9 protein-coding genes and 1 pseudogene are annotated in these 12,699 nt (G+C 66.3%); 3 read left to right on the top strand and 7 right to left on the bottom strand.

Features of this window, described 5'->3' with window-relative positions:
• Positions 1-289 precede the first annotated feature (289 nt).
• Together AKL29_RS05550 and AKL29_RS05545 are read left to right on the top strand one after the other, a co-directional pair.
• A complete protein-coding gene (locus AKL29_RS05550; protein ID WP_050383606.1) occupies positions 290-1,717 on the top strand; it encodes a serine hydrolase domain-containing protein in 1,428 nt (475 codons plus the stop codon).
• A gap of 140 nt (positions 1,718-1,857) precedes the next feature.
• Positions 1,858-2,148 carry a DUF1330 domain-containing protein gene (locus AKL29_RS05545; RefSeq protein ID WP_050383407.1) on the top strand — a complete coding sequence of 97 codons (291 nt, stop codon included), beginning with the start codon at positions 1,858-1,860 and terminating at the stop codon, positions 2,146-2,148.
• Positions 2,149-2,354: 206 nt separating this feature from the next.
• Here the strand turns inward: AKL29_RS05545 and AKL29_RS05540 are convergent, their stop codons facing one another.
• A complete protein-coding gene (locus AKL29_RS05540; RefSeq protein WP_050383406.1) occupies positions 2,355-3,725 on the bottom strand; it encodes an MmgE/PrpD family protein in 1,371 nt (456 codons plus the stop codon).
• Positions 3,726-3,885: 160 nt separating this feature from the next.
• Between AKL29_RS05540 and AKL29_RS05535 the strand changes: the two genes are divergently transcribed.
• The gene (locus AKL29_RS05535; protein WP_050383405.1) at positions 3,886-5,025 is read left to right on the top strand and encodes an FUSC family protein; all 1,140 of its coding nucleotides are present in this window, start codon (positions 3,886-3,888) and stop codon (positions 5,023-5,025) included.
• Between the two features lie 68 nt (positions 5,026-5,093).
• Here AKL29_RS05535 and AKL29_RS05530 read toward each other — a convergent pair whose 3' ends face one another.
• The 6 genes and pseudogenes from AKL29_RS05530 to AKL29_RS05505 form a co-directional block, all read right to left on the bottom strand.
• Positions 5,094-5,567, bottom strand: a complete 474-nt coding sequence (locus AKL29_RS05530) for a DUF2867 domain-containing protein (protein ID WP_050383404.1) — start codon at positions 5,565-5,567, stop codon at positions 5,094-5,096.
• Entirely contained in the window at positions 5,564-6,961 is a 1,398-nt protein-coding gene (locus AKL29_RS05525; RefSeq protein WP_050383403.1) for an MATE family efflux transporter, read from the bottom strand. Before AKL29_RS05525 ends, AKL29_RS05530 begins: the two co-directional genes overlap by 4 nt.
• A 141-nt stretch (positions 6,962-7,102) precedes the next feature.
• Positions 7,103-8,395 carry a UDP-N-acetylglucosamine 1-carboxyvinyltransferase gene (gene murA / locus AKL29_RS05520; protein ID WP_028335548.1) on the bottom strand — a complete coding sequence of 431 codons (1,293 nt, stop codon included), beginning with the start codon at positions 8,393-8,395 and terminating at the stop codon, positions 7,103-7,105.
• Positions 8,396-8,560: 165 nt separating this feature from the next.
• On the bottom strand, positions 8,561-10,996 hold the full coding sequence (gene gyrB, locus AKL29_RS05515) for a DNA topoisomerase (ATP-hydrolyzing) subunit B (RefSeq protein WP_050383402.1): 2,436 nt from the start codon (positions 10,994-10,996) through the stop codon (positions 8,561-8,563).
• 228 nt (positions 10,997-11,224) lie between these two features.
• Positions 11,225-12,361, bottom strand: coding sequence for a DNA replication/repair protein RecF (gene recF, locus AKL29_RS05510; RefSeq protein WP_050383401.1), 1,137 nt, complete (start codon positions 12,359-12,361; stop codon positions 11,225-11,227).
• A 46-nt stretch (positions 12,362-12,407) separates the two neighbouring features.
• A pseudogene (locus AKL29_RS05505) lies at positions 12,408-12,692 on the bottom strand (GIY-YIG nuclease family protein).
• Positions 12,693-12,699 lie beyond the last annotated feature (7 nt).

Below are 12,699 nucleotides of genomic sequence, written 5' to 3'. Positions count from 1 at the left end.
CCCGCTTGCGGGGGAGGGCCGGGGTGGGGGTGCTTCCGCAAAGTACGCCCTTTCATTTTGGGGGAGAGCCCCCACCCGGATCGCATCGTTCGATGCGATCCGACCTCCCCCGCAAGCGGGAGAGGTGAAGCGAGCCCGCTGCCAAAGTCATTGTAATCACGTCACAATTCCAGAATCGACCAGTCGCCTCCAATCCTCGGCTAGCCCGACTTCCAAATCCGGCAAGCGTTCTTCCGTCCCCCGCGGCCTGATCCGGCCACGCACCTATCGCGCCATGCCGGAGGATCCCGTGACCCGTCGAAAGCTCTTTCTCATTCTCGCCGCCAGCACCGCCTTCGGTGCGCTGGCACTGTCCGCCGCCCGCGCCCGCGATGTGCCTGAGGTCGCGACCGGCTTTGTGGCCAACGTGATCTGCTCGGAGACCTTCGTCAGCGGGCTCGACCCCAGGCAAAACCTGACCGAGACCACCGATGCGATGCCGGGGGCCGGCCTGATCACCTGGGCGATGGACATCGAGGTCGACCTCGACCGCAGGGACGTCACCGTGACGCTGTTCGGGCTCGGCCGCAGCCATGCGGTCTATCGCGAGGGCATGGGCTGCACGCTCGACCATGGCGACACGCTGGGCGATACCGCGCTTCAGCCGGAGAAGCCGCAGGCCGTGCTGCTGCCCGAGATCGCGGGTCCGGAACTCGTCCCGCCGCAGACCCCGCAGCTTGCGGCTGCGCTCGATCGCGCCTTTGCCGAGCCCGGGCAGGCGCCATTCCGCCACACCCGCGCTGTCGTCGTGATGAAGGACAGTCGCATCGTCGCCGAGCGTTATGCCGGCGGCATCGGCATCGACACGCCGCTGCTCGGCTTCTCCATGAGCAAGTCGGCGATTTCGGCCCTGATTGGAATCCTGGTCCGCCAGGGCAGGCTGACGCGCGACCGGCCGGTCCCGATCGCGGCCTGGCAGGATCCGAACGATCCGCGGCACGCGATCACGGTCGATCAACTCCTGCGCCACACCGCGGGCCTCGCGCTCGGCAGCTCGCTGCAGGCGTCGCTGGCATCCGTGCTCGAGCCGGTCAACCGCATGAAGTACATGGAATCGGATATGGCCGCCTTCGCCGAGAGCGCTCCGCTGGAGAGCGCGCCCGGCCGGGTCTGGAACTATCACGACGGCAACTACCTGATCCTCTCGCACCTGGTCCGCAACGCCGCCGGCGGGCATGCGGCTGATGTGATGCGCTTCGCGCGTGAGGAGCTGTTCGGACCGCTCGGCATGCGCAATGTCGTGATGCAGTTCGACGCTGCGGGTACGCCGGAAGGATCGGGCGCGATGATGGCGAGCGCGCGCGACTGGGCGCGCTTGGGTCAGCTCTATCTCAATGACGGCGTGGCCGGCGGCAAGCGCATCCTGCCCGAGGGCTGGGTGAAGTACTCGGTATCGCCGACGCCGAATGCTTGGGTTGGCTATGGCGCCGGCTTCTGGACCAATCTCGGCGACAGCTTTGGCGCCCACTTCCGTGTCGAGCACGGCTGGCCGCGCGACGCCTTCTTCGCCAAGGGTACGATCGGGCAATACGTGATCATCGTGCCGTCGCAGCGGCTCGTCATTGTGCGCCTCGGCCGCTCGCCGAACATGCCGCCCGAGGCCGACGGCGTGTTCGATCTGGTCCGTGACGTCGTCACCGTGACGTCCGCAAGCCCGCGGCTCGCGGGCGGCAATTGACCGGCACGTCACACAACACCCGCGCAACACCCGCGCGATCGTGAATTGAATCTCGGCCTCCGGAATTTTCTGATGCTGTGGCGCATCTCGTGAGGAGGTGCGTCACAGTTTCTTGAAGCACGCGTCAGCCGGAGACCATCATGCCGAAGGCCTACTGGATCGTCCACGTCACGGTTCACGATGAAGCCCGCTATCCCGAATATCTCGCCGCCGCGATGCCGGTGTTCGAGAAGTACGGTGCCAACTTCATCGTGCGCAATGGCCCCTATGACGTGATGGAAGGCGCAACGCGCCAGCGCAACTTTGTCATCGAATTCAGGGACCGCGCCACCGCGATGGAATGCTACACCTGCCCGGAATATCAGGCCGCGAAGGCGATCCGACAGAAATATTCGGACGGGGATTTCGTGATCATCGACGGAGCGGAGTAGGACGCGCCGTCATTCCAGGGCGCGACACCGCATCCTCATCGTCGTCCCGGCGCAGGCCGGGACCCATAACCACCATTGCTGCTGGTTGCGCGATGGTGGAACGACGAGTCCCGTTCACAACAGAAGCCGCGGAGTATGGGTCCCGGCCTTCGCCGGGACGACAGCAGTAGTTGCAGCTCGCGACGTGAGCCGCCTCGACCGCCTGCTTACTGCCGCCCCAGCTGCGTCGCCTTCTCCACGCGATCGAAGCGCTCCAGCGTCAGGATGGCGTCGGCGAGTTGGTCGGCGCGCTTGTCGAGCACCGGGCGGGCCAGCGTCAGGAACTTCTGCTGCATCGCCTTTGCGTCGGGGAACGAGGTCGGCTCGCCGGAGGGATCGGCATAGAGGCGCTCATGGGTGCCGTCATCTGTGGTGATCGAGACGCGGGCGCCGAACGGGTGGGTGCGGCCGACCTCGAGGCGGTCGTCCTGCACCACGTCGAACTTGTCGGCGAGCGCGTCGATGGCCGCATCGCCCAGCCGGTCGTAATCGTCCCAGCCGAAATGGCCCTGGTCGAGCGCGATCGCGCCGGTGAAGAACATCGAGAACTGGCCGCCGACCACCGAGGTCGGGTGGCGCTTGGTGGCGGCGTCGCCGGTCAGCGTGATGCCGTTGCGGTGCAGGCCGATCTCGACCTTCCTGATCTGGTCCGGCGTCAGATTGTGCTCGCGCCGCATCGCGATCAGCGCGTCGATCGCGGCGTGGGTGTAGCGGCAGCTCGGATACGGCTTCACGCCGATCTTCAGCGTCTCATAGGTGCTGCCGAGCCCGGCCACCGCCTTGTCCGGATGCGCATTGTCGCTGTAGCCGACCAAAAGGCCGTGCTTGCCCTCGACCGCCTCGCTCGAGCCGATGAAGTCGTTGCGCGCGAGCGTCGCGGCGATCACGCCGTTCATCGCGGCGGCGCCGACCTGGTAGCGCTTGTTCCAGGCGCCGTTGACCAGGAATTGCAGCGAGCCCGCGGCCTGGCTGCCGGAGACGCCGAAAGCGGAGACGATCTGCTCCTTCGACAAGCCGAACAGCTTGGCTGCCGCCGCGGCCGCGCCATAGGTGCCGGCGGTCGCGGTCGGGTGGAAGCCGCGGGCGTAATGCGAGGTCGGGTCGAGCGCGTTGCCGAGCCGGCAGCACACCTCATAGCCGGCGACGATCGCGGTCAGCACGTCGCGGCCGGATGCGCCGACCATCTCGCCGACCGCGAACGCGGCGGGCACCACGGGTGCGCTCGGATGCAGCGATGAATCGGCGTGGGTGTCGTCGAAATCGAGCGAATGGCCGAGCGCGCCGTTGAGCAGCGCGGCGACTGCCGGGGTCCAGGTCTTGGTATCGCCGAACACGGTGGCCTCGCCCTTGCCGTCGAGCGCCAGCGCCTCCAGCATCTTCATCAGCGACGGCGTCGATTCCGCGTCGCGCCGGGCGCGGATGGTGCTGCCGAGGAAATCCAGCGTCAAAACCTTGGCGCGCTCCAGCACCTCCGGCGGAATGTCGGAATATTTCAGGTCGGCGACATAGGCGGCGAGCGTTGCGGTTTCGTGGGCCATCGTGTTTCCTCAATTTTGCGGCGCAGGGTAGGCGGGCAGGACAGGCCTTTCAAGCCACCCTGCCGCCGCGGGCAGCTGCCATGCTCCAAGTCCTGACGGTCAGTCGGTTAGCTTCAAGTCATGTAACACGGGCCTTTCCTTTGATTGCGGATCACGGTGCATGAGGACCTTCGCAAAACGCATGTTCGACCAGCTCTGGACCCGCAAGACGCAGCTGGCGCTGGCGGTCCGGATCGCGTCCGCCGGCGTGGCGGCCTATACCATCGCGCTGGCGCTCAACCTGATGCTGCCGCTCTGGGCGGTGCTGACCTCGCTGATCGTGACCCAGATGAGCGTCGGCCGCTCGCTGAAGGCCAGCCGCGATTACATGCTCGGCACCATCGGCGGCGCCGTCTATGGCGGCGCGATCGCGGTTCTGATCCCGCATTCCGGCGAGGGCAGCCTGCTGGCGCTGCTGGTGCTGGCGATTGTGCCGCTGGCCTTCATCGCCGCGCTCAATCCGAGCCTGAACTCTGCGACGGTGACGGCGGTGATCGTGCTGCTGCTGCCGACGATGCATCACTCCAACCCGCTGGACTCCGCGATCGACCGCGTCCTCGAGGTGACGGTCGGCGCGCTCACGGGGCTTCTGATTTCGTTCCTGGTGCTGCCGTCGCGCGCGGTCAGCCAGATCAGGGTCAATGGATCGAAGCTGCTGGAACTGCTGTCAGCGGCGTTCGCCGAATTGCTCGCCGGCCTGACCCGCGGCCTCGACAACGACGCGCTGCACCGGATCCAGGACGGCATCGGCACCGCGGTGACCAATCTGCACGCGACCGGTCTCGAGGCCGAGCGCGAGCGCTCGATGCATCTGTCATCGGGGCCGGACACCGGCCCGTTGCTGCGGACAATCCAGCGGCTGCGGCACGACGTCGTGATGATCGGGCGGGCCTGCGTGGTGCCGCTACCGGCCGATATCCAGGCGAGGCTGGCGCGGCCATTGGCCGACGTCAGCAAGGCGATCGTGACTTACATGGTGGCGGTCGCGACCGCGTTGCGCGCCGGTAGCGGCCCGGCCGACATGGCGCCGGTCGATGCGGCGCTGCACGCCTATGGCGAGGAGGTCGCCGCGGTCCGCAGGGATGGCCTGATCCGCGGCCTGCCGGTCGATGCCGCCGAGCGCTTCTACGCGCTCGGCTTCTCGCTCGACCAGATGCGGCAGAATCTCAACGACCTCAAGCGCTGCCACGGCAATTGGTGCACCAACGCCGACGCCTCCGAGAAGATCGTCGCCGACACGCCGGAGAAGAGCGCGGCTTGAGACGAGAGCGTTTTCGAGCGAAGTGGGTACCGGTTCGCGCGAAGAAAACGCGTCTGGAGACCCGGAACTCAGCCTCCGGCCTTGCGCAGCATCGCGGGTACGATCAGGCGGTGGAACGGCATGATCACCGCGAGATAGGCGCGCCCGAACCAGTTGTGGGTGAGCACCAGCGTGGTCGCGGTGATGCTGCGCACAGCTCCCGCGGAGGCGACGTCGACGACGAGCCGGAAGTCGAGATGCTTGTCGTTGAACCCCGCGACCAGTCGCTCCGGCGTCTCGCTGACCACCGGAAAGATCCCGATCATGTCGCGCGCCGCGCCGTCGGCTGCGCCCGAGGTTTTCAGGCCAAGCGGCGCGACGATGAAATTACGCAGGGCAAGCAGCCATTCGATCCAGCGCGGCTGCCGCGCCACCATCGCCTCGGCGGCGTGCCGCGCATCGATGTCGGGGCGCGCAGTCGCGACGCGGAACGCGTCGATGAACTGCGCGCCGGCGAGCAGCGCGGCGGAATCCACGTTCGGCGTGACCTCGTCGACCTTCATTTGCCCAGTCTGCGTGCCAGCAGGCGGAAACGCAAGACAAGGAGGGTCGCATAGACCGCCGTCCCGAGCGATAGCCCGATCCAGACACCGGCGGCGTCGAGCTTGGCCCAGAAGGCGAGCGCTGAGGCCGACGCGAAGCCGATCAGCCAATAGCTGATGATGGCGAACAGCAGCGGCACCTGGGTGTCGTTCATGCCGCGCAGCGCGCCCGCGGTCGTGGTCTGGATGCCGTCGGCGATGAAGAAGGTCGCGCCAATCAACAGCAGCGCCGCGGTGAGCTGCGCGGTGGTGTCGGAGGCCTCGCCGAGGAACAGCGCCGCGATCTCGAAGCGGGCCAGGATCACCGCGAGCGTCATGATGCTCATGAAGATCCCGCTAAGCGCGATCGCGACAAAGCCGGCGCGCTGCACCGCGTCGGTATCGCGGCGGCCGACGGCCTGACCGACCCGCACGGTAGCGGCCATGCTGACGCCGAACGGCACCATGAACAGGATCGCCGCGATCTGCAGCGCGATCTGGTGCGCGGCCAGCGCCGTGGTGCTGATCAGCCCCATCAGCAGACCGGCCGCACCGAACAGGCCGTACTCCAGTAGGAAGGCGATCGAGATCGGCGCGCCGACGGCGACCAGCTTGCCCATCAGCGGCCAGTCGATGCGCCAGAGCCGGCTGAAGACATGGTACTTGCGGAACGGACGGCGGCGCACCGCGAACCACACGCCGGCAAGGAAGGTGCCGAGATTGACGATCGTGGTCGCAAGTCCGGCGCCGAACATGCCGAGTTCGGGCATGCCCCATTTGCCGTAGAGCAACAGGTAGACCATCAGCGCATTGGCCGGGATCGCCGCGAGCGTGATCCACAGCACCGCCTCCGGCCGGTTCACCGCGCTCATGAAGCCGCGGAGTGCGATGAACCACAGCGCCGGCAGGATGCCCCAAGCGAGCCCGAACAGATATTGCTGCGCCAGATGCGCGGTGGCCTGGGTCTGGCCGAGCGCGATGAGGATGCGCTCGCCCTGGAACGGCAGCGCCATCAGCGGCAGCACCATGAAGAAGCCGGCCCACAGGCCGACGCGGAGCGCGCGCCGCATCACGCGCGGGTTGCGCGCGCCGAACGCCTGCGCGGCCAGCGGCGAGACCGCCGACATCATGCCCATGCCGATGGTGAAGCTGACGAAATAGACGGTGTGCGCCAGCGCCGCTGCGGCGACGTTTTCGCTGCCGAGCCGGCCGATGAAGGCGAGATCGGTCGTCATCATCGCGATCTGCCCGAGCTGCGTCAGCGCGAGCGGCACCGCGAGCTTCAGCGTTTCCGCGAGCTCGGCCGTGAGCAGGTTGCGAGGGACACCGACGGCCGCGTTCGGCGCGGCCGGGTCGATCTTGTCGATGCAGGTCATGACGGCACGCTTAGCACGGCAAACCGGCCGGAAGGATGGCCAAGTCGCGCAAACGCGACGATCTCACGCAGAGGTCGTCGCGCCCCAGATTGTCGATTGAGACCGGAGGACCGCTTTACACTTTTCCGGATCGTGCCCGGATCACGATCGCGCGGGTATCCGCTTGATCTTGGCGCCGAGGGCGTTGAGCCGCTCATCGATCCGCTCATAGCCGCGCTCGATCTGGTCGGCGTTGTTGATGGTGGAGGTGCCCTCGGCACATACCGCGGCCAGCAGCATCGCCATACCGGCCCGGATGTCGGGTGAGTTCATCGGCGCGCCGCGCAGCCGGCTGGGGCCGGCGACGATCGCGCGGTGCGGGTCGCATAGCACGATGCGGCCGCCCATCGCGATCAGGTTGTCGACGAAGAACATCCGGGATTCGAACATCTTCTCGTGCATCAGGATGACGCCGTCGCACTGCGTGGCGGTGACGATCGCGATCGACATCAGGTCGGCCGGGAAGGCCGGCCAGGGCTGGTCCTCGAGCTTCGGCACATGGCCGCCGAAATCGTCCTGGATCTTCATGGTCTGGCCGGACGGTACGACGAGGTCGTCGCCCTCGACGCCGCAGACGATGCCGAGCCGCTCAAAGCCCATCCGGATCGAGCGCAGATGCTCGACGCCGGCGCGCGCGATGCGCAGCGGCGAGCGGGTCACCGCGGCAAGCCCGATCAGCGATCCGACCTCGATATGGTCGGGCTGGATCGCGAAAGTCGTGCTGCCGAGCGTTGCCGGCCCGTGCACGATGATGGTGTTGGTGCCGACGCCTTCGATCTTGGCGCCGAGCGCGATCAGGAAATTGGCGAGGTCCTGCACATGCGGCTCGGAGGCCGCGTTGCGCAGATAGGTGGTGCCGCGGGCGGCGACGGCTGCGACCAGCGCGTTCTCGGTCGCGGTGACGCTGGGCTCGTCGAGGAACACGTCGGCGCCCTTCAGGCGCGAGGCGCGGAATTCGAGCCGATGCGTCGCGGTGACCGTGGCGCCGAGTTGCTCGAAGGCCAGGAAGTGTGTGTCGAGCCGGCGGCGGCCGATCACGTCGCCGCCGGGCGGCGGCAGCGCGACCTCGCCGCAGCGGGCGAGCAGCGGACCTGCGAGCAGGATCGAGGCGCGGATGCGCGCGCACAGCGCCGGATCGAGATCGGCGGCGCGGATCTCCTTGGCATGAATCTGCAGCGTGTTGCGTTCGGTCCATTCGGCGGTGGCGCCGACCGAGCGGCACAATTCGACCAGCGTTTCGGTGTCGCGGATACGTGGCACGTTGGTCAGCGTGACCGGGTGCTCGGTGAGCAGTGCCGCGGCGATGATCGGCAGCGCGGAGTTCTTGTTGCCCGACGGCTCGATGGTGCCCGAAAGGCGGCGGCCGCCTTCGACGATGTATTGGATCGGCGGCACGCGGAATGTCCCCTAACGCATCATTCAGACTTGGCCATTGGAAATTCCACAACGGAATCAATGGCCGTCCAGCACCGTAACACAACTCCCGGCGCACCTTCCACACGAAAGGTAGCGCCGCCACCGCGCCGAAAAGCGCCCGCCCGCCTCGCCGTGCGCAGAACCCTAGATGTCGATGGTGGCGCTGAGCGAATTGTCCTGGATGAACTCGCGGCGCGGCTCGACCACGTCGCCCATCAGCTTGGTGAAGATATCGTCGGCCTCGTCGACCTCCTTGACCTTCACTTGGAGCAGCGAGCGCGCGTCCTTGTCCAGCGTGGTCTCCCAGAGCTGCTCCGGATTCATCTCGCCGAGACCTTTGTAGCGCTGCAGCGAAATGCCCTTGCGAGCGGCATCGGTCACGGCTTCGAACAGGTCGACCGGACCGTGGATGATCTGCTCGGTATCCTTGCGCCGCAGTTTGCCCGCCCGCACATAGATCTCCTGCAGCTTGGTCGCGTATTCATCGAGCTTGCGAGCATCGGCCGAGCCGAGGAAAGCGTCGTCGATCACCGCCACTTCCTTGACGCCGCGCACGGTGCGCTCGAACTGGAAGCCATGGCCTTCCGTGAAGGTGCCGATCCAGCCGCGCTCGACCTCTTCGGCCACGGCGTCCAGCCGCTTGGCGATGTATTCCGCCGCCGAGTTGGCGGTGGCGATCTCGGCGGTGATCCTCGGGCTCAGCACGCCCGCGATCGCGGCCTGCTCGATGACCGCGCGATTGTAGCGGCTGTGCAGGTTGCGCAGTACCGAGCGGATGACCCGGGCGTCTTCGACCAGCGACAGCAGATCACGGCCCGAGCGGTCGTCGCCGGAGGCCGGCTTGAAGACGCATTCGTCGAGTCCGGTCGAGATCAGATAGTCCTCGAGGGCGCGCTCGTCCTTCAGGTATTGCTCGGACTTGCCGCGCGAGACCTTATAGAGCGGTGGCTGGGCGATATAGAGGTAGCCGCCGTCGATGATCGAGCGCATCTGACGATAGAAGAAGGTCAGCAGCAGCGTGCGGATATGGGCGCCGTCGACGTCGGCGTCGGTCATCACGATGATCTTGTGATAGCGCAGCTTGTCGACCGAGAAATCGTCGCTGATACCGGTGCCGAGCGCGGTGATCAGCGTGCCGATCTGCTCGGAGGACAGCATCTTGTCGGGACGGACGCGCTCGACGTTCAGGATCTTGCCGCGCAGCGGCAGCACCGCCTGGAATTCGCGGTTGCGGCCCTGCTTGGCGCTGCCGCCTGCCGAGTCGCCCTCGACGATGAACAGTTCGGATTTAGCCGGGTCCTTCTCCTGGCAGTCGGCGAGCTTGCCGGGCAGCGAGGAGACGCTGAGCGGATTCTTGCGGGTCAGCTCGCGCGCCTTGCGCGCAGCCTCGCGGGCCGCGGCGGCCTGGATGACCTTGCCGACGATTTCCTTGGCTTCCTTCGGATTCTCCTCGAACCAGGCGGCGAGCGCCTCGTTCAGGACGTTCTCGACCACCGGCCGAACCTCCGAGGACACCAGCTTGTCCTTGGTCTGCGACGAGAATTTCGGATCGGGCACCTTCACCGACAGCACCGCGGTGAGGCCTTCACGGCAATCGTCGCCGGTCAGCGCGACCTTTTCCTTCTTCGCATTGGCCTCGGCATAGCCGTTGACCTGGCGCGTCAGCGCGCCGCGGAAGCCGGCCAGATGGGTGCCGCCGTCGCGCTGCGGGATGTTGTTGGTGAAGCACAGCACGTTCTCGTGGTAACTGTCGTTCCACCACAGCGCCGCCTCGACGCCGATGCCGTTGGCTTCCGAGCGCACCATGATCGGTGCCGGCACGATCGCCTTCTTGTTGCGGTCGAGATATTTGACGAATTCCTCGACACCGCCGGAATAGTGCATCTCCTCGCGCTTCTCGACCGCGTGACGCATGTCGGAGAGCACGATGTTGACGCCGGAATTGAGGAAGGCGAGCTCGCGCAGCCGGTGCTCCAGCGTCGCGAAATCATATTCGATGTTCTTGAAGGTCTCGACCGAGGCGAGGAAGGTGACCTCGGTGCCGCGCTTGCCCGGGGCATCGCCGACCACCTTGAGCGGCGCCACGGCATCGCCGTGCGCGAATTCGATGTAGTGCTCCTTGTCGTCGCGCCAGATCCGCAGCGCGAGCTTGCTGGAGAGCGCGTTGACGACGGAGACGCCGACGCCGTGCAGACCGCCGGAAACCTTGTAGGAGTTCTGGTCGAATTTTCCGCCGGCGTGCAGCTGGGTCATGATGACTTCGGCTGCCGAGACGCCCTCTTCCTTGTGGATGCCGACCGGAATGCCGCGTCCGTCGTCGTACACGGTGACGGAATTGTCGGCGTTGAGGGTAACCAGGACGCGGCTGGCATGGCCCGCCAGCGCCTCGTCGATCGCATTGTCGACGACCTCGTAGACCATGTGGTGCAGGCCGGAACCGTCGTCGGTGTCGCCGATATACATGCCGGGGCGCTTGCGGACGGCGTCGAGGCCCTTCAGCACCCGGATCGATTCCGCACCATATTCGGCCGGAACGGGATGCTCAGATTCGGCAGGGGTCTGCCGGGCAGGTTCAGTCATGTGAGGCCTTCGAGGATGTCCGAATCAGCTGCGCAATATGAGGCGCTGATTCCGCTATTTGTGCCATGAAAGAGGGGTTGCGCCTAGCGCAAAGTCTCCATCTACAAACTATTGAATAAATAGGATTTTTTAGGCCTGTTTCAAGGCTTTCAAAGGCCGATTCCGGCGGTCTCGAAAAGCCCGATTCGAAGGCGGATTCGAGGCCCTCTCGGAGCAGATTCCGCACCCTCAGCCGCGCCGTGCGGCTCGGCCGGATTCGACGTCGAAAATCTCCCCCCGAGGGCCGATGTCGAGGAACGCCGCGGGATCGGCGCCGGTCATCCAGACCTGGGCGCCGAGCTTGGCGAGCTCGTCGAACAGCGCCTTGCGGCGGTTCGGATCGAGATGGGCGACGACCTCGTCGAGCAGCAGCAGCGGCACGATGCCGGTCATCTCCGCGACCATCGTAGCGTGCGCCAGCACCAGCCCGATCAAAAGCGCCTTCTGCTCGCCGGTCGAGGCGTCACGCGCCGGCATGTTCTTCGGCGCGTAGACCACCTGCAGATCGGTCAGATGCGGGCCGTCGAGCGTGCGCCCGGCGGCGGCATCGCGCGGCCGGCTGGCGCGCAGGATCTCGCGGTAGCGGTCCTCCACCGCCGTTGCAGGCTCCTGCAGCAGTGCGTTCTCCATCCAGCCGTCGAGCATGATCTCGGCGGAGGGGAAGGCCGAGGCCGCGCCGCGCTCGCGCAGCATCACGGCGAGCTTGGCGGCGGTCTGGCCCCGCGATGCGGCGACCGCGACCGCGAGCTCGGCGGTCTCGCGCTCGATCGCGTCACACCAATGGTCGTCATAGTTGCGCACCTCGAGCAGCCGGTTGCGCGAGCGCAGCGAGCGCTCCAGTGCCGAGACGCGGCTGGAATGCTCGGAATCGATCGCCAGCACCAGGCGATCGAAGAAGCGCCGCCGTTCCGACGCGGCGCCCATGAACAGGCCGTCCATCGCCGGCGTCAGCCACACGATGCGCAGATGATCGCCGAACGCGGTCGCGGACCCCACCGGTTCGCGGTCGATGCGGCAGCGCCTCGTGCTGCCGGCGTCGCCGGTCGGCGGATCGATACCGGTGCCGAGCGTCGCAAGGCCGAGCGCGCCCTCGACTTCGGCCGAGACCGCCCAGGAGCCGTCGCCCTGGTTGTCGGCGATGTCCTCCAGCGTCGCGCGGCGCAGGCCGCGGCCCGGCGACAGAAACGAGACCGCTTCGATGCAATTGGTCTTGCCGGCACCGTTCGGCCCGACCAGCACCACCATGTCGCCGGCGACCTGCAGCGTCGCCGTCCGGTAATTGCGGAAATGCGTCAGCGACAGGCGGTGAATGCGGGACGGGGTCATGTTACCTTGTCATTGCCGGGCTTGACCCGGCAATCCATCGTCCGCGTCAGCGGACAATTTCATCACATAAGTCTCGCCAGTCGGGATTGCCGGCAACGATCAGATCGATCTTCCACTCACGCAGTGCTTGATATTCTTCTCGCGCTGAAGTGCGACGGCAATCGTCTCGTGTGCCTCAAAATAGACGAGCGTCTTGATGCCGTACTTCTTGGTAAAGCCCTCGGCCAGACCTTCGCGATGCTCGTAGACGCGCCGCACCAGATTATTGGTTACACCGAGTTAAAGAGGTTCCACCGGGCTTGCTCGCGAGAATGTACACCCAATAGGTCATCTCTTGC

Origin of the sequence: Bradyrhizobium pachyrhizi (genome assembly GCF_001189245.1) — a bacterium.
GTDB classification, from domain to species: domain Bacteria; phylum Pseudomonadota; class Alphaproteobacteria; order Rhizobiales; family Xanthobacteraceae; genus Bradyrhizobium; species Bradyrhizobium pachyrhizi.
This window is presented reverse-complemented; position numbering and strand designations above follow the sequence as displayed.